Here is a 21,178-nt window from a genome sequence, read left to right on the forward strand (position 1 = left end):
GGGGGAAGAGAAACCGGAGAGAAACTCTTCCCCTATGCTATCAGAACTGCTGGCGGACACCGAAATTTACGCTAAACGCGTCGATATCGTCTTCGACAGTTCCGGTCAGCGCTCCGTTCGGGGCCAGACGATCAGACGAAACGTCAAAGGCGCGCGAATAGCGGGTATCCAGCGTCAGAGAGGTGTTGGCGCTTACGTCATAAGATACACCTGCGATGATCTGGGCTGCAAAGGTCGTGTCGCTGTCGTCCAGTTCGACACCCGGACCATAGGCGAAATCCAGGTCGGTATAGATCGCACCCAGGCCCAGGCCTACGTAAGGGGTGAAGGCTCCGGCCTGCTTGAAGTCGACCAGAACGTTCGCAAACAAAGACGTCTGGGTCACATCGCCCGAAACATTGCCTTCGGCGGCCGGGCCGTTTCCGGAAAAGTTCACGCCGTCCACATCGTTGTCACGATAAGACAGTTCCAGTTCGATCCGGGTACCAATGTTGTCGTTGCTCCATTGCGGGATCTCTTTGCCAACGGCCACACCCAGGCCGAAACCACCGTCGAAATCGGTGTCGACGTTTTCTGGGCCGCCATTGACGGTGCCGCTGAAGTCGCTGTCCTGCAGTTGGCTGTAACCAGCGAAGCCCTGAATATACAGGCCGTCTGCCAGACTCTGTGCCGACAATACCGATGCGCTGATCGTCAGTGCCGCCGAGGCGAGAAAAATACGCTTAACCATGTCCATGTCCTTTGTTCCAAATGGTTACGAGCGCACATGTGGGCGAACGCTTCGGCAATAGGAAGGCATGGAGGCTTCACTTCGATTCACAGGTATTTGGGGCTGTGTGAGCAAATAATCGCAACCCGTTTTTTCATACGTTTTGCGGGGCTGACAATTCCAGCGGTTGCATAGCCGCCTTCTGAATTGCGCGCACAGGTTGAACGGGCCGCAGTCGGTCATAAACGATGTGAAATACATAGGTATAGACGGAGTATGTGATCGTCAGGCCGAGGTTAAAGGCCAGCGCGGTTTTTAACGAATGCCCTCCGACATACATCATCAACGGGCACGTGATGATCACCGCTGTGACCTCGTGCAGCACGGCATGAATAATTCGCATCCGATGCGGCCGGGCGCAGGCCAAACGGCAGGTTTGGTTCCTTTCCAGCAGGTCGAACAGGGTGTTGAAGATAGGCGACCATATCAGAATGACGATGGACAGCAGTGTGATCAACGCAAATCCATGCGCCATAGAAGATCCCGCGATATAGGCGTAGACCGGTGAGACAAAGGCAATGCCTATAAGCTCAAAACTGCCGGTTTGTATGACGCGTTCTTTGAACGTCCTCAGTGTCATGACCCATCCCTTCACACACGTGATGACCTTGCTAATTCGGTCTTTTGTCCGAACCTGTCTTTTAGGTCGGCAGGAAATTGTTTCCCTTGGGTAAACTGTCATGCTGAGAGCTCGTTGACTGTGAACTTGGACACAGACCTTTGAGGCGTTCCAGATGATTGGCACCTTGGTTCGGAGTTCTGGGCTAAATGTGCTAGGATACCGGCGTCGGGGCAGATGAAGACAGGTATCGGGCTTTCATTTCAGGAGGGTCACGATGGCATTTACAGATTGGTACGTTGAGGGCGCGGCATTCGGGAACTGCAATTGCGGTTACGCCTGTCCCTGCCAGTTCGAAGAACTACCCACCCATGGGAATTGCCGAGGGTTCGAAGTGCTCGAGGTGTCCAAAGGGCATTTCGGCGAGATCGACCTGACGGGCACCAAGGCGGCACTGATATATGCCTGGCCCGGCCCGATTTTCGAGGGCGGAGGGGAAATGCAGGTGATCATTGATCCGGGTGCGACAGACGCGCAGCGGAATGCGCTGGAGAAAGTGTTCCACGGGGAAGAAACCGACGAAATGGCCACCCATTGGTTCGTGTTCCGTGCCATGTGCAAAACCGTGCATGATACCCTGTATCTGCCGATAGACTTTGATATCGACATTGAAGGGCGCAAGGCCAATGTCACAGTAGGCGACGTGTTGCGATCAACCGGACGCCCGATTCAGGCCCCGCATGGTGGCGGAGAGCACCGGGTGCGCATTGATATTCCCGGTGGGATCGAATTCACCATCGCCGAGATCGGCAGCGCCTCGACCACGGCGAATGCTGCGATCACGTTGGACCTCAAGGATAGCTTTGGCCAGTGGCATGTGTTGAAACACGGGCCGTCGGGGGTCGCCCACTAGGGGCGTTCTGACCGTTTCCGCCCCCTGTTTCACTGAGCCGTTAACGCGCTGCTTCAATGCGGTAAAAGCGTTTCGCCGTGTTGTGAAAGACATCGGTATGACTGGCGACCGGGACGATGGCCTCATGCCGGGATACGGTGTCCTGGTATGTCGCGCTTAGGCTGTCGACCGGGAAATTCGACCCGAACATGCAGCGGTCAGATCCGAATTGGGACAGGCAGGTCTTTATGATGGGCGAAACGCTGTTGGCGCTCCAGCTGTGATCAAACATCCCCAAACCGGACAGCTTGCAAAAAACCTGCGGCAAACAGGACAACGACGTCATGGCATCGGACCACTGGCGCAAGCCTTCATCCGTTCGATCATGCGGTGATCCGGCATGGCACAATGCCACCTGCGTATCGGGGGATTGGGCAAGAACGGCAGCGGTCTGTTGCATCAACTCGGGCAGAAGTTGCAGGTCAAAGGACAGGCCACGCGCCCCCAATTGTTGAAGGCCGGATAGGAAATTGGGGTCCTCAAGCAGCGCATTGGTGCCAGTGACTGCGTCCTCGCCAGGCGCGCGGCCTATGATCTGTCGAACACCGCGCAGGGACGGCAAGGTTTGAAGACGATCGAGTTGTTCACTCAGATCATCAGCCGTCAGATCGCAGAAGGCCACCTGTACCAGAGGCCAGTCCGGAAACTGGTCGGCCACGGATTGAACCCAACGCGCTTCGGCCCACGGGTCTGCTGCTCCTACCTGGATATGTACCGACGCGCCAAAGCCCTGTGCTTCGGTATCCGCGCGGAACTCTGGCAGCAGATAATCCCGTTGGATGGACGCGGGGTCACCGAAAAATCGAACAACCCCTTTTTCGGCCAGCCACGGATATGTCACAGCGGACAGGTCCCAAAGGTGGTGATGCGCATCTATCTTCATGGCGTTTCTATCCCTGTGCTGCGTTCCAGAATGTCGACGCCTTGCCCTTTCCAGAAATGCAGCAGGTCAATGAAAATCCAGTTCTCAGCCAATTTGTCACCATCACGGCGATAAATATCGATCACCCGAAATTCGCCGGTCTGGCCGGTGGCCGGCATCCCCATGAAACCGCCGGTTGGAATGGCCGTAAAGTTGGGCCAGCCGAAAAAGCCGCCGTAATGTCCCTCGGCCAGTCGGCAAATATGATTGGTCTTGGAGCGGTTCGTGAAAGCGGCGCGGAACGGGCCGGAGTGCTGCTTGGCATAGCGTTCGATCGTATAGGTCGCGCCGATACCTTCGGGGCCCCACCACAGCATGTCGTCGTGCCAGCTTTGGGCCAGTTCATCCTCAAGCGATAGCCCGCTGTTCCATTGGCCCAGATCTGCAATCATTGCATTGATCACGGCCAGAGTTTTCTGCCCCTCTTCGATGGGCTGTTCAGTTATCAGCAGCCCGTCATGCGTTCTTGGACCTGGCTGCACCACATGCATGGCGGTCTGCGGTGGGAAGGGGTTCTGCCCGGCCTGCACCATCAGATGCGGAATGTCGAAATACATAGCTGTTTCGACAATCTGCCCCTCGGCGATCCGATAAAAGGCACAATATCGTAGGAAAGTCAGCTTGCCTGTCGGGCGGATGCCCAACCACGGTTGGTCAAACAACCCCATAAGATGCCCCATTGAGACGACCCAGATATCGGCCTCGTCCCGCAATGAGTTCTGTCCGGCAAACAGAATGTCCTCGCGTATTTGAAGATGGGCTAAACTGTGTTTGAGCGGCTGCCAGAATCGGTCCCCTACTTGCGCGGAACCGCTAAGCTGATTGAATGGATGAAAGCCACGCCACAGCATATCTGGTGCGCAAAATTGGCCCAGAACCTGCGTGATTTGATGCTTGCCTGCGCCTTCCAACTTCTTGTGAAAGGCAATGATTAATTTTTTTGCTTTCTGAAAGTGTTCGGAATTTACCATGTTTCTCAGCGTTTTATCAGTTTCATCCGCCAGGGATGAGTCGGGTTTCAGCTTCATTTTTGCATACGTATGCAAAAAAGTCTTGCTCGATTTGATACATGCGAATTACAGTTTTGCAAACGTATGCAAAGCGAATCCTAGTTGGGGGGCTCCATGGCGGAAATCAAATTGCGCAACGTCGGCAAACGCTGGGGTACCTTCGTGGGGGTCCACAATTTTGACCTGACGATCGCAGATCGCGAGTTTCTGGTGCTGTTAGGCCCGTCGGGCTGCGGCAAGACCACCACGATGCGCATGATCGCCGGGCTTGAGGATGTGACCGAGGGCGAGATTCTGATCGACGGCAAGGTCGTCAACGATCTGGAGCCCAAGGACCGTGATGTTGCGATGGTGTTCCAAAGCTATGCGCTTTATCCCAACATGAACGTCTATGAAAACATCCGCTTTCCGCTGAAGGTGCGCGGCATCGACCCAGCGACCCATGACGACAAGGTGCGCCGTGCCAGCGCGATGGTTGAACTGGACGATTTCCTGCATCGCAAACCAGCCGAACTGTCGGGCGGTCAGCGGCAGCGTGTGGCGCTGGCCCGCGCCATTGTGCGCGAGCCCAACGTGTTTCTGATGGACGAGCCGCTGTCGAACCTTGATGCCAAGCTGCGGGTTTCGACCCGCGCGCAGATCAAGAACCTCAGCCACGAACTGGCGGTGACGACGATCTATGTAACCCACGACCAGATCGAGGCGATGACACTGGCCGACCGCGTTGTGGTGATGAAACAGGGCGTAGTGCAGCAGGTCGGCAGCCCCACCGAAATCTACGACCGACCAGCGAATACCTTTGTGGCCAGCTTTATCGGCTCACCGGCCATGAACCTGATGGAGGGTGAGGTCGCGGGCGGGGTGTTCCGCGCGGAACATGTGGAGATACCGGTGGACGCGCCGGACGGCCCCATGACGCTGGGCTTCCGGGCCGAGGATGCCAGCCTTGCCGAAGGCTCGGGCCAGATTACCGCGCCGATCTACACGCTCGAATTGCTGGGCGACGCGACCATGATTTCGGTCCGGGTTGGCGGGGCTTTGGTGTCGGTCAAGGCCGATAAATCTTTCCGCGCCGAGATTGGGGACAACGTCTCGTTCTCGGTGCCAACGGAAATCTGTCACCTCTTCGAAGCTGGAAGCGGTGCGCGGATCGGGGGCTAACCCCAAAAACAGCCCATACGGGCATAACAGCGGTCCGGACGTCGACGACGGACCCATCCTGACAGGGAGAAACGCATGAAACTCAAGACGATCCTAATGGCAGGCGCCATGGCCATCGCGGCAAGCGGTGCATCTGCGGCCTGTTCCTATGAAAACGAAGTGCCGCTGAAATCGCTTTCGGCAGGGTTTGAGGCCTGGAAAGCCGTCACCGATGCGATGGCCGAATGCGGCAATTTCAGCGCATCGCTGGATCAGGAATTCCGCGAGAAGCAGCCCGAAGCCTTTGCGGCCGACCCGTCACTGTATCAGATTGGCGGTGTTGCGAATGAAACCATGATCCCGCTGCTAAACGCGGGCACGATCCGTCCGCTGGATGATCTGGTTGCGAAATACGGTCAGGGCCTGCTGCCCAACCAGTTGATCAAGGTGGATGGCAAGGTGATGGCGATTGCCATGATGGTGAACGCGCAGCACCTGATGTACCGCAATGACGTTCTGGCAGACCTTGGCATCGAAGAGCCCGCCACCTACGACGACGTTCTGGCCGCCGCTGCCAAGATCAAAGAGGCCGGCGTGATGGAATACCCCATCGGCGGTACGTTTAAGACGGGTTGGAACCTGGCCCAGGAATTCGTCAACATGTATATGGGCGAAGGCGGCACGTTCATCGGCGAAGGCAACATGCCCTCGATCAACAATGAAAAGGGTGTCAAAGCGCTTGAGACGATGAAGGCCATGACCGAGTTCATGGATCCGGAATATCTCGTGTCCGACTCCACTTATGTTCAGCAGCAGTTCCAGCAGGGCAAGATCGCCATGGCGAACCTGTGGGCCAGCCGCGCGGCTGCCATGAATGACGAAGCTGAAAGCCAGGTGGTTGGCAAAGTCACCATGGCCTCGGCTCCGATGGGGTCCGAACGTCCCTCTACCACGATCTGGTGGGACGGCATCGTTCTCGCCTCGAACATGAGCGATGAAGAGGCCGACGCTGCTTTCCGTCTGGTCATGGAAGGAATCGACGGTGACATGGTCAGCGCCAACAATGACACCGCCGTCTGGCTGAACGCCGCCTATAAGCCCGGCGATCTGGCCGCTGGCGCTGCGGCTTCGGCGGAAAACGGTGCTGGGGCCTACCCGGCCAGCGCCGCAATGGGTGTTCTTCACAGCGCATTGGGCAATGGTCTGGCCGATTACCTGACCGGTGCCAAGGACGCACAGACCGCGCTGGCCGATATCGAGGCGGATTACATCACCGCCGCGAAAGAGGCTGGTCTGATCAGCAACTGATCCTCTCTGGGGAGGGCCCCGTGCCCTCCCTCTTTTCCCACTTGAGAACCATGAGAAAGGCAGAGCCATGAATTTTCGGACATTTGCCGCCTTTGTTGGCCCCTCTGTCTTTATGATGCTTCTCTTTATCGCGTTCCCGTTGGTCAGCGTGTTCAAGCAGAGCTTTTACATCACCCAACCCGTCTATGAGACGGTCGAGGTCGAAACCTGCACCCCCGGCTTCCTGACCCAAACCTGCGTGACCGAGCAGAAATCGCAGCCCAAGCTGGATGAACATGGCGAGGTGATCACCCAGACCGAATATGTCGGCCTGCAAAGCTATCGCAATGTGCTGGAGCCTGAACGCGCGTGGCGCGCGATCACCGAGGGCAACTGGTCGGTCCTGTCCACCATCAACTTCTGGAAGGCGCTGCGGTTCACTCTGACGTTCACGCTGATCACGCTGCCTCTGGTCATCGGGTTCGGGCTGGGCATCGCGGTTTTGATCAACAACGCCGCGCGGTCGATCCGTGGGCCGGTGATCTTTATCTCGCTGCTGCCCTTCATCATCACGCCGGTGATCGGCGCGCTATCGATCAACTGGCTGTTCCGTGGGGACGGCATCCTGACGGCGCTGCTGGAGTGGTGGCTGAACCGCGACATAGCTCTGTTTGCGCAGGCGTGGACGATTGAAATTCTGATGATGTTCTACCGCGTCTGGCACGTGGCCCCGTTTGCGGCCGTGGTGTTCTATGCCGGGCTTCAGACCGTCAATCAGGACAGTCTGGAAAGCGCCGTGATCGACGGAGCGACCCGCTGGCAGCGCATGAAGTACATCGTCATTCCGCATCTGATGCCGCTGATCATCTTCGTGTCGATGATCCACCTGATGGACGCCTACCGGGTGTTCGAAGAGATCGTCGGTTTCTCCAGCCAGGCTTACGTCATCTCACTGCAATGGCTGACCTTCGACTTCCTCGTGCCGGATCAGGCGGGCAACCGGTCGATCAGCCGGGCCTCGGCCAGCGCGATGCTGACCATGATCGGGATCGTCCTTCTGCTGATCCTGCCGCTGCGCCGCACTTGGCGCGACCATAAAGGAGGCCACTGATATGTCCTCGCGCGCGCTTCGCCAACCTCTCAGCCTGCGGCTGACCTCGAACATCTTCCTCGCGTTCTGGTGTCTTGTCGCCGCCTTCCCGATCGTCTGGATCGCGATCATGAGCGTCAAATCCCCCGTTGACGCCTATGACAGCAACGCGCTGAACGTGATCTTTGGCCCGGCGACGCTGGCCACAGGGAACGGGCTTTCGGTTCTGGATATCATCGTTGGCATCGCGGTGATCTGGGGCGCGGCCATGGTCGTGACCAAAGTGCTGCCCGCGAAGATCAAGGAATGCACGTCACCGGGCCAGGAATGGTTCGGTTGGGTGGTCGGAGTGCTTGTCGCCCTGATCGCCTTCCTGCTGGTGTTCTTTGTGGTCTTGCCTGCGGTTCTGAACGTGCTGAACCCGCTTTTCGGTCCCCTTGGCCGCGATGTGCTGGGCGTGACAACCGAGCATTATAAGACCGTTTGGGTCGATCGGGGCTTTTCCAACAATTTCAAGAACTCGCTGATCGTGACCGCCGGGGTGGTGACCGTGTCGCTGACCGTGGGCACGCTGGCGGGCTATGGGCTAGCGCGGTCGGGGTCAACGCTGGCCTTCTGGATCTTGCTTATTGCGCTGATCTTTCGCGCGTTGCCGCATTCGGTTCTGGTTGCGGGCTATCTGCCGGTCTTCATCAACTCGGCCGAATGGCTGGCGCCTATTCTGGGTGAAAATGCACCGACGCTCTATGGCAAGCCTTTCGCCGTGATCGCGGTGCTGGTGGCGATCAACCAGCCGTTCACCATCTGGATGCTGCGCTCGTTCTTCCAGAATATCCCAGCCGAACTGGACGAGGCCGCGCGGGTCGATGGCTGCAACCACTTTCAGGCCTTCCGCCGCGTGATCATGCCGGTGATGTGGCCGGGGGTGATCACCACCGGGCTGTTCAGCTTCCTGCTGGCTTATAACGACTTTCTTGTGACCTCGCTGCTGCTTGATGCGCAGAACCAGACGATGGTCCCCGCCATTGCGGGCATGTTCAACCGCGAGACAACGACGACCGATCAGGTAGTTGCCGTGGCCGCTGCTGTGTCGATCATCGCCCCGCTGTTCTTCCTTGTGATGATCTTCCAACGCCAAATCGTTAGTGGCCTGACCGCTGGCGCAGTAAAAGGATAAAGAAATGAAGGGTTCCCGCCCGGAACAAGCCGTTCTGACCCGTGATACGGACATGTCCAAAACGGATGAAACGCGCCGTGTGATCGAGACGATGGTCGATGGTCTAAATGACCACCGCATTGATGATATCGGCGAGTTCTTCTCGCAAGGATTCCGCTGGTTGGGCAATCAGGGCTGCGGTACCAAGACCGGCTTGAAAGAGTTTCAGGACAACTGGCAGCGCCCCTTCCAGGCCGCGTTTTCCGACAAGACCTGCATCGATGAGGCTCGTCTTTACATGGGCGAATGGGCCGCCGCCTTTGGCCGGCAAGAGGCCACGCATTCCGGCGAGTTTCTGGGCATCGCCCCCACCGGCAAGCGGGTTGAAATCCGTTACATGGATTTCTGGAAAGTGGTCGATGGCAAGATCGTTGACAACTGGGTGAATGTGGATTTCGCCCACGTGGCCGCGCAGCTGGGTGTGGATCTGTTCAATGGCGAGGGCTGGGAAGCCTATGACCGGGGTGAGAAAACCGCCCCCCGCCCCGACAAGTAAGGATCAGGACTATGGCAATCGAGTATCTCAAACGCGGCAAGTCCGACGCTGACCGGGCCGAGGATGACGCCAAGACCCGCGCAGTGGTCGAGGCCACGCTGAAAGACATCGAAACCCGTGGCGACGCCGCCGTGCGCGAGCTGAGCGAGAAGTTCGACAATTACTCGCCCGCCTCGTTTCGCCTGTCGCCAGATCAGATCGACGAGCTGATCGGCCAACTGACCGAGCGTGAGCTGGACGATATCAAATTCGCGCAGGAACAGGTGCGCAACTTTGCGCAGGCGCAGCGGGACTCGATGCTGGATATCGAGGTTGAAACCTTGCCCGGCGTCATTCTCGGCCACAAGAACATCCCGGTGCAATCGGTTGGCTGCTATGTGCCCGGCGGCAAGTTCCCAATGGTGGCTTCGGCTCATATGTCGGTGGCGACAGCCAGCGTGGCGGGTGTGCCAAGGATCATCGCCTGCACACCTCCGTTTCAGGGTAAACCGAACCCGGCAGTGATCGCCGCCATGCATCTGGGCGGCGCGCACGAGATTTACGTCATGGGCGGCATTCAGGCCATCGGCGCGATGGCGCTGGGGACCGAAACCATCGACCCGGTTCACATGTTGGTCGGTCCCGGCAACGCCTTTGTGGCCGAAGCCAAGCGCCAGTTGTTTGGCCGCGTGGGGATTGACCTCTTCGCAGGTCCTACCGAGACCATGGTGATCGCAGATGAGACTGCAGCGGATGCAGAGCTTTGCGCCACCGACCTGCTGGGTCAGGCCGAGCATGGCTATAACAGCCCCTGTGTGTTGCTGACCAATTCGCGCAAGCTGGCCGAAGATACTCTGGCCGAGGTCGACCGCCTGCTGGGTATACTGCCAACCGCCGACACCGCGAAAGTGTCCTGGGAAGAATATGGCGAGGTGATCGTCTGCGACACCTATGACGAGATGCTGCAGGTCGCCGATGACATCGCCTCTGAGCATGTGCAGGTGATGACCGACCGCGATGACTGGTTCCTTGAGAACATGACCTGCTACGGCGCGCTGTTCCTTGGGCCGCGCACCAATGTGTCGAACGGTGACAAGGTGATTGGCACCAACCACACACTGCCCACCAAAAAGGCCGGGCGCTATACCGGCGGGCTTTGGGTGGGTAAGTACCTGAAAACGCACAGCTACCAGAAGGTTCTTACTGATGAGGCGGCGACGCTGATCGGCGAATATGGCTCGCGCCTGTGTATGCTGGAAGGCTTCGTGGGCCATGCCGAGCAATGCAACGTCCGCGTCCGCCGCTATGGTGGGATCAACGTGCCCTATGGCGAGGCGGCCCCGTATCGGGACGCCGCCGAATGAGTGATATTCATACGCAGCATAAAGCCCTGATCGCGCCGGTCAGGGCGGCTATGTATGACTTTACCGAAACGGGTGTGCGGCAGGCGCTGGCCAAGGCCAGCGCCCCGGACGCCCTGTTTCGGTTGTGCCATCCGTTTGGCGACAGCACCGGCAGCGATGCCTTCTACGACACCGCCTTTAAGGGTCTGCTGGACGCATGGCCTGATTTGGAGCGGCGCGACTACATCGTCATGGCCGGGCCGGATGAACACGGTGCGGATTGGGTCGGTTGCGGCGGCTATTATACCGGTACCTTCACCGGGCCGTGGTTGGAGATTCCTCCGACCGGCCATCAGGTGACAATGCGGTTCCATGAATTCTATCGCTTCCGTGACGGCAAGATCGTCGAGATGCAGGCGCTGTGGGACATCCCCGAAGTGATGATGCAGGCCAACGCTTGGCCCATGGCCCCCAGTCTTGGGCATGAATGGCAGGTGCCGGGCCCCGCGACGCAGGATGGTCTGGTGCCGGGGCCATATGATGCCGATAAAGGTCAGCAGACATGCCAGCACATCATCGACATGCTGGATCACCTCAAGAAACACCCATCAGAAGGTGGGCCGGAGGTGATGGAGATGGAAAAGTTTTGGCATCCCCGCATGAACTGGTACGGCCCCGCCGGGATCGGAACCGGGCGCGGCTATGCTGGGTTTCGCAACTGGCACCAGATTCCGTTTCTGAACGGAATGCCGGATCGCGGGCAGTATGTAGATGACATAACCTATCACTTTTTCGGCGATGGCGAATATGCCGCCGTCACCGGCTGGCCGAACATGATCCAGACGGTGACCCATGACGGTTGGATGGGGATTGCGCCCTCGGGCCAGCGGATCACCATGCGCAGCCTGGATTTCTGGCGGCTCGAGAATGGCCTGATCCGAGAAAACTGGGTTCTGGTCGATCTTCTGGACGCTTATCGCCAACTGGGAGTTGACGTGTTCGCCCGTCTGCGGGAATTCAACAAGGCCCGGAATATGGGCCGAATTGAAATACCGGATGGAATGAGCTGATGACTGACCTGCCCCGCACCCCCTCGTTTTCGCTAAGCGGTAAAACCGCGCTGGTTACCGGTGCCTCTTCGGGTATTGGTCAGGGCTGCGCCGTGGCACTGGCAGAGGCCGGGGCGCATGTGGTCTGTGCCGCGCGCGGGGCGGATCGGCTGGCTGAGACCGTCGCCGCACTGCAGGCGCAGGGCTGGTCGGCTGAGGCGGCCGTGGTGGATCAGGGCGACTTGCAGGCGCTGAAACAGCTGTTCGAAGGCCGTACTTTTGACGTGGTCGTCAACTCCGCCGGAACCGCCCGCCACAGCCCGGCTGTCGAGACCACGCCCGAAGATTTCGACGCAGTAACCAGCGTTAATCTGCGTTCGGCCTATTTCCTGTCGTCCTATGCGGCCAAGGCGCTGCTGGCGGCGGACAGGCCGGGGTCGATCATTCATATCTCAAGCCAGATGGGCCATGTGGGCGGCGTGGACCGGGCGCTCTATTGTGCCACCAAACACGGGCTTGAGGGCATGGTCAAAGCAATGGCGATCGAATGGGGCAAACAGCGCATCCGCATCAACACGGTCTGCCCAACCTTCATCCGCACGCCGCTGACACAATCCACGTTTGATAACCCCGAACGCGCCGCGTGGATTATGGACAAGATCAAGCTGGATCGCGTGGGCGAGGTCGAAGATATCATGGGTGCCGTAACCTATCTGGCCTCGGACGCTTCGGCGCTGGTGACGGGCACCTCGATGTTGATTGACGGGGGGTGGACGGCGGACTGATGCGCTATGACGACAAGGATATCAGCATTCAACGCCGACTACGGGATGCGATCCTTAATGCTATCGTGGAAGAAGGCAAAACAATGATCTATCGACCCTCTGCCGGGATGGCGAATGAAGAACCGCATCACTTTTGGGGGCGTTTTGGCCCGATCTTGGACGAATACGGATTGAAACAGATCGACAAAGACTCTGTTCGGGAAGATGCGCAGCAACGGATCGGTAAACTGAACGAACCCGATGCCGATACGGTGCATCAGCTATTTGTTCAATTTCTGGGCGAGCGCCCCGGAAGCCAACTGCCGGACACCCGGGGTGACTTTCATGTACCGGACAGTCTGCGTGGGGTCATGGATGCCTGTTGCGATTTGACCTTTGCGGTTCCTACGATCTCGCGCGGTTTTCGTTGGACCGAGCGGGTTGCCCCCGTCATGCGTGACGCAAAACGTTGGGACCATGAAGGTGTGTCCAAGCAGGACGAAAGCCAGGCTATGGTTTCCGAATTTCGTGCGCAACGTGAACAGCGCGGTCGTGAGTTTGAAAAAACGGCACCGATCCATGCCATAGACGGTCTGCGGGACATAGCAAAAGCCGAAGGCCCAATGGCAGCATTGCAATCCCTGAATCAATACCACGATGGCAATGCATGGCTGAGCATTCACGACCCGACCGTACCGCGTGGTGTGCCGACGATGGGGCTAGATGCTGGGATGATATTGCTGGCTGCATTGTTGAGAGAGAAACCGGATGGCTGAAAAGGTCACATCCCTGCAGGTTGCGCAACTGGCCGGTGTCAGCCAGTCAGCGGTCAGCCGGGTTTTCACGCCCGGTGCATCCGTCAGCAAAAAGACCGAAGACAAGGTGCGCAAGGCGGCTGCTGAGCTGGGTTACAGGCCCAATGTTCTGGCCCGCGCCATGGTGTCAGGCAAAAGCCGGATCATCGGTTTGGTGGTGGGGTATCTTGAGAATTACTTCTACCCCGAGGCGCTTGAGAAGCTCTCAAATGCGCTGCAGGAACAGGGCTATCACGTGCTGATCTTCATGGCCTCACGCTCGGCCGGGAATATTGACGACGTGATGGATGAAATTCTGGACTATCAGGTCGATGGGGTCGTTCTTGCCTCGGTTCCAATGTCGTCGGATATCGCCATGCGCTGTCAGCAGGCCGGCGTTCCGGTGGTGCTGTTCAACCGCACGCAGGATCTTGACGGGATCACCACGGTGGCCTCGGACAACTATGCGGGCGGGCGCAAAGTGGCCGAGTTTCTGCTGGCCGGAGGGCATAAGCGCATTGCTTATGTTGCGGGCTGGCAGGGCGCCTCGACCCAGCGCGACCGCGAGGCGGGGTTCCGCGCGGCATTGGCTGAAGGCGGGCAGGATGTGTTCGCCCATGATGTCGGAGATTTCCATACAGAGAACGCCCGGGCCGCCGCCCGCCGGATGTTTGATGTTGCCCCCGGCAAAAGGCCCGACGCGGTGTTCGTGGCCAATGACCACATGGCTTTGGCGGTGATGGACGTGATCCGCTTTGAACTGGGCCTGCGCGTGCCCGAGGATGTCTCGGTCATCGGTTATGACGACGTGCCGCCCGCCGGGTGGCCCGCCTATAACCTGACGACCATCCGCCAGCGCGCCAATCTGATGGTGGCTGAAACCGTCACCGCATTGCTTGACCATATCGACACCCCGGCTACGTCCAAACCGCGGAAAGTGGCCATTGACGGGCCGCTGATCGTGCGGACCTCGGCGCGGTTGCCGAAGGGGTGGGAACCACAAAGGACTGAGACATGAAGGGCTTTGATCCGAAATTCCGGGATTTCCCGGACTACATTATCGGCATCACCAAAGAAATTTGGGAGGATCGCGGCATCGCGACCCTGCACGAGTATTACGGCAAGGATATCGTGGTGCGGATGCCGGGCAGTGTCTCGACCGGCAATCAGGGTGTTATCGGCGCGACTATGGCGACGCTGGCCGAATTCCCCGACCGTACCCTTCTGGGCGAGGATGTGATCTGGTCCGGCTCGCCCGAGGATGGGATGCTGTCGAGCCACCGCATCATGTCCACCGCCACGCATCTGGGCGATGGCGCGTTCGGCAAGGCGACCGGGTCCAAGCTGCGCTATCGCATTCTGGCTGACTGCCACGCGCGCAACAATGCGATCGACGATGAATGGCTGATCCGCGACAATGGCGCGATCGTCCGGCAGATGGGGTGGGAGCCCAAGGAATTTGCCCGCGACCTGATCGCCCGCGAGGGCGGGGCCGAGGCATGCGTCAAACCTCTGACCCCGGCCAATGATCTGGACGGGCCGTACAAAGGGCGGGGGAATGACAACGAATGGGGCCAGCGCCATGCTGACCTGCTGACCCGGATGATGGGCGCGGATATGGGGGCGGTTGAACGCGACTATGATCGTGCCGTGCAAAGTGAATATCCCGGTGGGGCCACCGGCCACGGGCGCGACGCGGTGGACCGGTTCTGGATGTCTCTGCGTGCCGCGCTGCCCAATGCGACCTTTACCATTCATCACCAAATCGGGCGCGAGGATGCCAACATGCCGCCCCGCTCGGCCATCCGTTGGAGCTTGCATGGCAAACATGATGGCTGGGGGGCGTTTGGCGTGCCCACCGGGGCGGACCTTTTTGTGATGGGCATCAGCCACGCCGAATGGGGCGAACTGATCGGCGGCGATATCCGCCTGCGCCGCGAATGGACCCTGTTCGATGAAACGGCGATCTGGAAGCAGCTTCTTCTGGCGACCGGAGACCTGTGATGCCAACCTGCCTCAAACCCAGCGAACAGGCGCGGCGGTATCACTGCCACCGCGCCGCGCTGCGGGCGCGCCGGCTGAACAATCACCCTCCTGGGGCGACGGGCTAACCCCCATCGCAACACACCCCCTTTAGGAGATCACCATGAGCACCATCCAACAACGCATCGTCCGCTACGGCGAGTTGCAACCCTGCAAAACCGCATTCATCGACGCCCACACACCGGGCAGCGATCAGAAAGAGAACTTTACCATCGTCGGCGGCGGCGTTTCTGAAAGCCCCGATCAGCATGTCCACATCACCGACAAGATCGGCTTTAATATCGGTGCTGCAGGCCAGCCTCCGAAATGCCGGAACTCTCTGCACAGCCACACCACGGCCGAGGTGTTCTTTGTCGCCAAAGGCCGCTGGCGGTTCTTCTGGGGACGCTATGGCACGGCGGGTGAGTTCATCGCCGAAGAGGGCGATATCTTCAACATTCCCACCGGTATTTTTCGCGGGTTCGAAAATGTGGGTCAGGACTACGGGATGATCATGTCCATCCTGGGCGGCGACGATGCCGGAGGTGGTGTCACTTGGGCCCCGCAAGTGATCGAGGATGCGCAGGCTCATGGTTTGATGCTGGGTGACAATGGCGTGCTGTACGACAGCAAGAAAGGGCAAGAGCTGCCCCACAACGTGCGCCCTATGCCTTTACTGACCGAGGAAGAGCTGAAAGCCTATCCCGAGGTGCCGGTCGAAGATGTGGTCGGCAAATACGTTGCGCGGTATTGGGACTTGATGGCCCTGTCGGCCAACAAACCGGCAGTGGTGATAGGCGAGAGCGGATGGATCAAGGACAAACCCGGTTTCGAAGTCGATTTTCTGGGCCGAGGATCGTGTGTGCCAGACGCAGTCATAAGCGACAAACCCGTGGTTCTGATGCCGGCCAGTGGGCATTGGCGGATTGCTGTAGACGACCATGAGACCACATTGTCCGTGGGCGACACCGCTCTGGTTCTGCCGGGTGAATCCTATAGTGTTGTCCCATCCATGACCGGGCAGGCTGGCCTGTACCGGATTACCGCAACCAATGATCCGGCCGGAGCAACCTGGACAGGATGACCGCAGACCCGCAGGATACCCATGCTGTCTATGAGCGGCAGGCAACAGAGTATGACAAACGTCGCTCCAAAGCTCTGTTCGAAGCGCGCTGGTTGGCGCGCTTCACGGCCAGTCTTAGACCGGGTGATCACGTGTTGGATCTGGGTTGCGGAACAGGTGACCCAATCGCCCGTTGGTTCATGGCCGAAGGGTTTGACGTCACGGGCGTCGACTTTTCCAAGGCCATGCTGGCCATCGCCCGCGACCGGTGGCCTGACGGAGACTGGCTGCATTCCGATATGCGGGATTTCGATCTGGGCCGTCAGTTCGATGGTATTATCGCATGGAACAGCTTTTTTCACCTGACGGCCGCGGAGCAAAAAGCCTGTATCGCCCGCATGGCGCGCCACTTGCGATCTGGTGGGATGCTGATGTTGACGGTCGGTCCGCGCGCAGGCGAGGCAAGCGGTACAGTCGGCGCAGAAACGGTCTACCACGCGTCTCTTTCGCCCGCCGGATACGCCGGGTGCCTTGAAGACAACGGGCTTCAGATGACCGGATTTCTGGCCGAGGACCCGGAAACGCAAAGCCACACAGTGTTGATGGCGCGAAAACTTTAAGGAGGCCAAAGATGCCTGTAAAAACCACGCATGTCGGGTCTTTGCCACGTAAGCAAGAGGTCGTGGACTTTATCTTTGCCCGTGAAAATGGCGAACCCTATGACGCAGCAGCCTTTGATGCCTGCATGGCGGGCGCCGTCGACGAGACTGTCCGCCAACAAGCCGACGCTGGTATAGACGTTGTCAGCGACGGAGAGACGTCGAAGATTTCCTATGCGACTTATGTCAAAGATCGCTATACCGGGTTTTCCGGAGACAGCCCGCGCAATGCGCCGGCGGATCTCAAGATGTTCCCAAGCTTTCTGCAGCGGCTGGCCGATGATGGCGGCACCCCGAAATATGCGCGACCCATGTGTACGGGCAAGGTCCGCTCGAAGGGGCAAGGTGAATTGCAGAAAGACATCGCCAACCTCAAGGCGGCCATGGCGCGGCACGATGTTGGTCAGGGTTTCATGAATGCCGCGTCACCGGGTGTGATCTCGCTGTTTCTGCAAAATGATTTCTACCCAACCCGCGAGGCTTATCTGGCCGCATTGGCAGATGCGATGAAAGAGGAATACGAAACCATTGTCGCGGCAGGTTTGGACATTCAGCTGGATTGCCCCGACCTTGCCCTGTCCCGCCACATGTTGTTCACGGACCTGTCGGATGACGAATTTCTCAAGATCGCGGATATGCATGTCGAGGCCCTGAACCATGCGCTGCAAAACGTGCCGCAGGACCGGGTGCGAGTGCATATCTGCTGGGGGAATTACGAAGGCCCGCATTGTTGCGATATCGCGATGGACAAGGTGTTCAGCACCCTGATGGCAACAAAATCGCGCTATGTCCTATTCGAGACGTCGAACCCGCGCCATGCGCATGAGTGGACAGTGTTCCGGGATCGTAAAGCCGAGATCCCCGATGACAAGGTTCTGGTCCCCGGAGTGGTCGACACCACCACCAATTTCATTGAACACCCCGAGCTTGTGGCGCAACGGATTGAACGCTTTACCGGTATTGTCGGCGAGGATCGGGTTATCGCAGGCAGCGATTGCGGTTTTGGGACGTTTGCGGGATTCGGCGCGATTGATCCGCAGATCGCCTATGCCAAGCTTGAGGCGCTGGCCCAGGGGGCAGAGCTGGCCCGCGCATGACACCGTTGATTCTGTTACCGGGCATGATGTGCGATGCGCGGCTTTTCGGCCCGCAGATCGACGCGTTGTCCGGCAAGGTACCGATGATGACCTTTCCCCTGTGTCAGCACGACAGCGTGCAGGAACTGGCAGCGGATATCCTGCGCAACGCGCCACCCGTATTTGCACTGGCGGGTTTGTCGATGGGCGGGATTGTTGCCATGGAGGTTCTGCGTCAGGCCCCCGAGCGTATTGAACGCCTGGCCTTGCTGGACACGAACCCGATGGCCGAGCTGCCCGATGTCAAAGCCCGCCGTGCTCCGCAGATGGACGCGGTGCGCGAAGGGCGGCTGTGGCATGTAATGCGAGACGAAATGAAACCCAACTATCTTGCAGACGGGCCGCGTCAGGGGGCTGTTCTGGATTTGTGCATGGAGATGGCAACTGGTCTGGGCCCTCAAGTCTTTCTGCGTCAATCGCAAGCCTTGATGGACCGACCCGATCAACGTGCAACTTTGTTCGCCTATACCGGGCCCGCGCTGGTTCTTTGCGGTCGCGAGGACGGGTTGTGCCCGGTCGAGCGCCACCAGTTGATGCACGATCTACTGCCAAACAGCGTACTGCACGTCATTGATGGGGCTGGTCACCTGCCCACATTGGAGAAACCAAACGAAACAACGGCGGCTTTGGCGCGCTGGTTGGAGGACATATGACACCATCCCTTTTGTCACTGTTGCGCAAAGTGGATACGCCCACTGTCTGCAACGCCATAGAAGTCGCTCAGGGTAAGCGAGGATTTGACAGATTTACGCGCGGTACCATGATGTGTTCGGCCCCGAATGAGCCTGCAATCGTGGGCTATGCGCGCACGGCAAAAATTGCAGCAGTTGCACCCCCGACCGAGGAGCCCGACGTTATCCGTGCCAGACGCATGGACTATTACAAATACATGGCTGAAGGCCCCGCGCCCTCGGTCGCTGTGATAGAAGATGTGGATTACCCCGACTGCATCGGCGCCTATTGGGGCGAGATTAACACCACCATTCACAAAGGGTTTGGCATGTCAGGGGCGTTGACCAATGGCGTAATGCGCGATCTTGGTGATCTGCCAGACGGATTCCCGGTTGTTGCAGGCTCAGTTGGTCCAAGCCATGGTTTCGTCCATGTACGCGATCTGGACACGCCGGTCTCGGTATTTGGTATGACGGTAGATCCGGGTGACTTGATCCATGCAGATCGACACGGCGCATTGGTCATTCCAAAGGATATCGTCGATCAGCTGGAAGGCGCGATCCAAAAGCTGCTGACGACGGAGCGTATCATTCTGGACGCCGCCACCCAGCCGGGTTTTGATTTCGACGCGTTCGAAACCGCATGGACGGCCTTCGAAAAAGCAAGGGTCTGAACCCGAACTGCCGTGTTTTAAAGCTGCGAACCGATCGGTAAAATGGCCAGAACGCCCGAGATTATGTGATCCCATGCCGATCCTGTCGGCTCGGCGTCATATCGCAGGACAGTGCCGTCCTGTTGCCGGGTTGTCCAAACCAGTTTGCCAGCCTCTTCAAGCGTCACGTTGTACGTGTACGCGGGCAGCGCCTCGTCCAGCGCGCCCATTGTCCGAACCGCCAAGTCGGGCGAATCGATCAGGATGCCCATCTCGGTGTTGATATTGACGGATCTGGGATCCCAATTGAACGACCCGACGAAAACGTAGCGATCATCAATGGTGAACGCCTTGGAATGCAGACCCGAACGGGATTGTGCCCAGTTAATACCGCGTTGTTGAACCTGATAGGCATCCGGGCGCAGCTCGTACAGCTCGACGCCGGCGCGCAACAGGGCGCGGCGCTTTTTGGCGTAATGGGCATAGACCGGTGCCACGTCGTTTGACGCCAGCGAATTGGTGACGACCTTGATATCGACGCCGCGGTTTTCCAGCTCGGACATCCATGCAACCCCTTTGTTTCGAGGCACAAAATACGCCGAGATGATGTTGACCTCGTTTTTTGCTGTCTCAAAATAGGGCAACAATTGCGACGCGAGTATCTGTTCGGGATCATCCGCGCCGGCTGCTTTGGATGGAGGGTCGGCGTATAGCCGGGCCTGAACCCAATCAACCGACAATGCGTTGCCGGCAAAGGTCTCTTGCGCTGACCTGCGCAGGGCGTTGCCATAAGGCGTATCGCGCGCCTCGTCGACAAGGTCATTCAGCCGGTCGCGTGCCTCGTTCAGTGAAACGCCCTGGGGTTCATCAATCACCACAGCGGCAGGAACGGCGAATTCACTGTTCCAGTAGGTATCGAAACTGTCCGAGACCTGACGGACCACTGGGCCAGTGGCCAGCACATCCAAATCCGCATAGTTCATTTCCTCGCGGGCCAGAAAATACTCGGCACCGATATTGCGCCCACCTACAATGGTGAATGTATTGTCTGCGGTCATCGACTTGTTATGCATCCGACGGTTGATGCGTTTAAAGTCGGTCAGACCGGCGATCAGCAGGCTTTGATCTCGCCAGAACGGGTTGAACAGCCTGATCTCGATATTCTCATGCAGATCAAGGGCGGCAGTCATCGCATCGTATCCGGACGTGTCCATATCGTCCAACAACAGGCGCACGCGGACACCCCGGTCCGCAGCACGCAACAGGCTTGCAGCAAACAGATGCCCGGTCGGATCGTCGTGAAGCAGATAGTATTGCGCATCAATCGTTTGCTCTGCCGCTGCCGCCATCAGCAGCCGAATGACCAGCGCCTGTTCCCCATCGCTGACAAGTCGTACGCCCGATCGCCCGTCGCCGGGATCGCTCAACCTGCTGGCCGCGCGGTAAAGCTGGCTTGTCGGTTCGGCGGCGACGGATCGCGTCACCGTCTTTTCATAGGTCCGGGACGTGGGCGCGCATGCAGCAAGGGCCAGCATGCAGCAGACATGAACCGTGATGATCCATGACTTCATGAGTTTTTTCCGATCTTCATACTGACAGTGACA

Annotated in this window: 22 protein-coding genes; 17 read left to right on the forward strand and 5 right to left on the reverse strand. The window is 58.6% G+C overall.

All coding sequences use genetic code 11. The features are described 5' to 3' along the window. Positions 1-40: 40 nt before the first annotated feature. Both AC2FF7_RS13430 and AC2FF7_RS13435 read right to left on the reverse strand, forming a co-directional pair. On the reverse strand, positions 41-730 hold the full coding sequence (locus AC2FF7_RS13430; RefSeq protein WP_480869138.1) for an outer membrane protein: 690 nt from the start codon (positions 728-730) through the stop codon (positions 41-43). A 133-nt stretch (positions 731-863) separates the two neighbouring features. Beyond that, positions 864-1,349 carry a PACE efflux transporter gene (locus tag AC2FF7_RS13435; protein WP_480869139.1) on the reverse strand — a complete coding sequence of 162 codons (486 nt, stop codon included), beginning with the start codon at positions 1,347-1,349 and terminating at the stop codon, positions 864-866. A gap of 256 nt (positions 1,350-1,605) precedes the next feature. On the opposite strand from AC2FF7_RS13435, the gene AC2FF7_RS13440 reads away from it, so the two are divergent. Further along, the gene (locus AC2FF7_RS13440) at positions 1,606-2,241 is read left to right on the forward strand and encodes a DUF1326 domain-containing protein (protein WP_170355995.1); all 636 of its coding nucleotides are present in this window, start codon (positions 1,606-1,608) and stop codon (positions 2,239-2,241) included. Positions 2,242-2,281: 40 nt separating this feature from the next. Here AC2FF7_RS13440 and AC2FF7_RS13445 read toward each other — a convergent pair whose 3' ends face one another. Next, positions 2,282-3,163: an amidohydrolase family protein gene (locus AC2FF7_RS13445; RefSeq protein ID WP_480869140.1), complete on the reverse strand. Its 882-nt coding sequence runs from the start codon at positions 3,161-3,163 to the stop codon at positions 2,282-2,284. Then, positions 3,160-4,173: an ester cyclase gene (locus AC2FF7_RS13450; RefSeq protein WP_496905793.1), complete on the reverse strand. Its 1,014-nt coding sequence runs from the start codon at positions 4,171-4,173 to the stop codon at positions 3,160-3,162. Before AC2FF7_RS13450 ends, AC2FF7_RS13445 begins: the two co-directional genes overlap by 4 nt. Before the next feature lie 153 nt (positions 4,174-4,326). Here AC2FF7_RS13450 and AC2FF7_RS13455 point away from each other — a divergent pair, with 153 nt between their 5' ends. The 16 genes from AC2FF7_RS13455 (at position 4,327) to AC2FF7_RS13530 (ending at position 19,595) form a co-directional block, all read left to right on the forward strand. Further along, positions 4,327-5,373 carry an ABC transporter ATP-binding protein gene (locus AC2FF7_RS13455; RefSeq protein ID WP_170355998.1) on the forward strand — a complete coding sequence of 349 codons (1,047 nt, stop codon included), beginning with the start codon at positions 4,327-4,329 and terminating at the stop codon, positions 5,371-5,373. Positions 5,374-5,448: 75 nt separating this feature from the next. After that, positions 5,449-6,660, forward strand: a complete 1,212-nt coding sequence (locus tag AC2FF7_RS13460) for an ABC transporter substrate-binding protein (protein WP_480869142.1) — start codon at positions 5,449-5,451, stop codon at positions 6,658-6,660. 67 nt (positions 6,661-6,727) lie between these two features. After that, complete coding sequence (locus tag AC2FF7_RS13465) at positions 6,728-7,750, forward strand: carbohydrate ABC transporter permease (RefSeq protein WP_480869143.1); 1,023 nt, start codon at positions 6,728-6,730, stop codon at positions 7,748-7,750. A 1-nt stretch (position 7,751) separates the two neighbouring features. Then, a complete protein-coding gene (locus AC2FF7_RS13470; RefSeq protein WP_496905782.1) occupies positions 7,752-8,906 on the forward strand; it encodes a carbohydrate ABC transporter permease in 1,155 nt (384 codons plus the stop codon). A gap of 4 nt (positions 8,907-8,910) precedes the next feature. Next, complete coding sequence (locus AC2FF7_RS13475; RefSeq protein ID WP_170755243.1) at positions 8,911-9,441, forward strand: ester cyclase; 531 nt, start codon at positions 8,911-8,913, stop codon at positions 9,439-9,441. 11 nt (positions 9,442-9,452) lie between these two features. Next, positions 9,453-10,784 carry a histidinol dehydrogenase gene (gene hisD / locus AC2FF7_RS13480; protein ID WP_496905783.1) on the forward strand — a complete coding sequence of 444 codons (1,332 nt, stop codon included), beginning with the start codon at positions 9,453-9,455 and terminating at the stop codon, positions 10,782-10,784. Beyond that, positions 10,781-11,833, forward strand: coding sequence for an ester cyclase (locus tag AC2FF7_RS13485; RefSeq protein ID WP_496850722.1), 1,053 nt, complete (start codon positions 10,781-10,783; stop codon positions 11,831-11,833). Before hisD ends, AC2FF7_RS13485 begins: the two co-directional genes overlap by 4 nt. Then, entirely contained in the window at positions 11,833-12,597 is a 765-nt protein-coding gene (locus AC2FF7_RS13490; RefSeq protein ID WP_480869147.1) for an SDR family NAD(P)-dependent oxidoreductase, read from the forward strand. The genes AC2FF7_RS13485 and AC2FF7_RS13490 overlap by 1 nt, the downstream gene beginning before the upstream one ends. Next, entirely contained in the window at positions 12,597-13,352 is a 756-nt protein-coding gene (locus AC2FF7_RS13495) for a hypothetical protein (RefSeq protein WP_480869148.1), read from the forward strand. The genes AC2FF7_RS13490 and AC2FF7_RS13495 overlap by 1 nt, the downstream gene beginning before the upstream one ends. Beyond that, positions 13,345-14,388 carry a LacI family DNA-binding transcriptional regulator gene (locus AC2FF7_RS13500; protein WP_480869150.1) on the forward strand — a complete coding sequence of 348 codons (1,044 nt, stop codon included), beginning with the start codon at positions 13,345-13,347 and terminating at the stop codon, positions 14,386-14,388. Before AC2FF7_RS13495 ends, AC2FF7_RS13500 begins: the two co-directional genes overlap by 8 nt. Next, entirely contained in the window at positions 14,385-15,374 is a 990-nt protein-coding gene (locus AC2FF7_RS13505) for a nuclear transport factor 2 family protein (RefSeq protein WP_480869152.1), read from the forward strand. The genes AC2FF7_RS13500 and AC2FF7_RS13505 overlap by 4 nt, the downstream gene beginning before the upstream one ends. Positions 15,375-15,516: 142 nt before the next feature. Next, positions 15,517-16,476 (forward strand): cupin domain-containing protein, encoded by a 960-nt coding sequence (locus AC2FF7_RS13510; protein WP_480869154.1) that lies wholly within the window; start codon positions 15,517-15,519, stop codon positions 16,474-16,476. Beyond that, the gene (locus AC2FF7_RS13515) at positions 16,473-17,075 is read left to right on the forward strand and encodes a class I SAM-dependent methyltransferase (protein ID WP_480869156.1); all 603 of its coding nucleotides are present in this window, start codon (positions 16,473-16,475) and stop codon (positions 17,073-17,075) included. Before AC2FF7_RS13510 ends, AC2FF7_RS13515 begins: the two co-directional genes overlap by 4 nt. A gap of 11 nt (positions 17,076-17,086) precedes the next feature. After that, positions 17,087-18,211 (forward strand): cobalamin-independent methionine synthase II family protein, encoded by a 1,125-nt coding sequence (locus AC2FF7_RS13520; protein ID WP_480869158.1) that lies wholly within the window; start codon positions 17,087-17,089, stop codon positions 18,209-18,211. Continuing rightward, positions 18,208-18,903, forward strand: coding sequence for an alpha/beta fold hydrolase (locus AC2FF7_RS13525; protein WP_480869160.1), 696 nt, complete (start codon positions 18,208-18,210; stop codon positions 18,901-18,903). Before AC2FF7_RS13520 ends, AC2FF7_RS13525 begins: the two co-directional genes overlap by 4 nt. Next, positions 18,900-19,595 (forward strand): RraA family protein, encoded by a 696-nt coding sequence (locus AC2FF7_RS13530; protein WP_480869162.1) that lies wholly within the window; start codon positions 18,900-18,902, stop codon positions 19,593-19,595. Before AC2FF7_RS13525 ends, AC2FF7_RS13530 begins: the two co-directional genes overlap by 4 nt. A gap of 17 nt (positions 19,596-19,612) precedes the next feature. On the opposite strand, the gene AC2FF7_RS13535 is transcribed toward AC2FF7_RS13530, so the two are convergent. Beyond that, positions 19,613-21,145 (reverse strand): phospholipase D family protein, encoded by a 1,533-nt coding sequence (locus tag AC2FF7_RS13535; protein ID WP_496905784.1) that lies wholly within the window; start codon positions 21,143-21,145, stop codon positions 19,613-19,615. Between the last annotated feature and the right edge of the window lie 33 nt (positions 21,146-21,178).

The sequence above is a fragment of the Ruegeria sp. YTSC325 genome (genome assembly GCF_059609525.1).

Excerpts from the sequence above, each read along its gene's own strand:
- AC2FF7_RS13435 (WP_480869139.1), bottom strand. The coding sequence starts at position 1,349 with ATGACACTGAGGACGTTCAAAGAACGCGTCATACAAACCGGCAGTTTT.
- AC2FF7_RS13445 (WP_480869140.1), bottom strand. The coding sequence starts at position 3,163 with ATGAAGATAGATGCGCATCACCACCTTTGGGACCTGTCCGCTGTGACA.
- AC2FF7_RS13460 (WP_480869142.1), top strand. The coding sequence starts at position 5,449 with ATGAAACTCAAGACGATCCTAATGGCAGGCGCCATGGCCATCGCGGCA.
- AC2FF7_RS13525 (WP_480869160.1), top strand. The coding sequence starts at position 18,208 with ATGACACCGTTGATTCTGTTACCGGGCATGATGTGCGATGCGCGGCTT.
- AC2FF7_RS13500 (WP_480869150.1), top strand. The coding sequence starts at position 13,345 with ATGGCTGAAAAGGTCACATCCCTGCAGGTTGCGCAACTGGCCGGTGTC.
- AC2FF7_RS13505 (WP_480869152.1), top strand. The coding sequence starts at position 14,385 with ATGAAGGGCTTTGATCCGAAATTCCGGGATTTCCCGGACTACATTATC.
- hisD (WP_496905783.1), top strand. The coding sequence starts at position 9,453 with ATGGCAATCGAGTATCTCAAACGCGGCAAGTCCGACGCTGACCGGGCC.
- AC2FF7_RS13495 (WP_480869148.1), top strand. The coding sequence starts at position 12,597 with ATGCGCTATGACGACAAGGATATCAGCATTCAACGCCGACTACGGGAT.
- AC2FF7_RS13510 (WP_480869154.1), top strand. The coding sequence starts at position 15,517 with ATGAGCACCATCCAACAACGCATCGTCCGCTACGGCGAGTTGCAACCC.
- AC2FF7_RS13520 (WP_480869158.1), top strand. The coding sequence starts at position 17,087 with ATGCCTGTAAAAACCACGCATGTCGGGTCTTTGCCACGTAAGCAAGAG.
- AC2FF7_RS13475 (WP_170755243.1), top strand. The coding sequence starts at position 8,911 with ATGAAGGGTTCCCGCCCGGAACAAGCCGTTCTGACCCGTGATACGGAC.
- AC2FF7_RS13430 (WP_480869138.1), bottom strand. The coding sequence starts at position 730 with ATGGTTAAGCGTATTTTTCTCGCCTCGGCGGCACTGACGATCAGCGCA.
- AC2FF7_RS13485 (WP_496850722.1), top strand. The coding sequence starts at position 10,781 with ATGAGTGATATTCATACGCAGCATAAAGCCCTGATCGCGCCGGTCAGG.
- AC2FF7_RS13515 (WP_480869156.1), top strand. The coding sequence starts at position 16,473 with ATGACCGCAGACCCGCAGGATACCCATGCTGTCTATGAGCGGCAGGCA.
- AC2FF7_RS13535 (WP_496905784.1), bottom strand. The coding sequence starts at position 21,145 with ATGAAGTCATGGATCATCACGGTTCATGTCTGCTGCATGCTGGCCCTT.
- AC2FF7_RS13465 (WP_480869143.1), top strand. The coding sequence starts at position 6,728 with ATGAATTTTCGGACATTTGCCGCCTTTGTTGGCCCCTCTGTCTTTATG.
- AC2FF7_RS13470 (WP_496905782.1), top strand. The coding sequence starts at position 7,752 with ATGTCCTCGCGCGCGCTTCGCCAACCTCTCAGCCTGCGGCTGACCTCG.
- AC2FF7_RS13530 (WP_480869162.1), top strand. The coding sequence starts at position 18,900 with ATGACACCATCCCTTTTGTCACTGTTGCGCAAAGTGGATACGCCCACT.
- AC2FF7_RS13440 (WP_170355995.1), top strand. The coding sequence starts at position 1,606 with ATGGCATTTACAGATTGGTACGTTGAGGGCGCGGCATTCGGGAACTGC.
- AC2FF7_RS13490 (WP_480869147.1), top strand. The coding sequence starts at position 11,833 with ATGACTGACCTGCCCCGCACCCCCTCGTTTTCGCTAAGCGGTAAAACC.
- AC2FF7_RS13455 (WP_170355998.1), top strand. The coding sequence starts at position 4,327 with ATGGCGGAAATCAAATTGCGCAACGTCGGCAAACGCTGGGGTACCTTC.
- AC2FF7_RS13450 (WP_496905793.1), bottom strand. The coding sequence starts at position 4,173 with ATGGTAAATTCCGAACACTTTCAGAAAGCAAAAAAATTAATCATTGCC.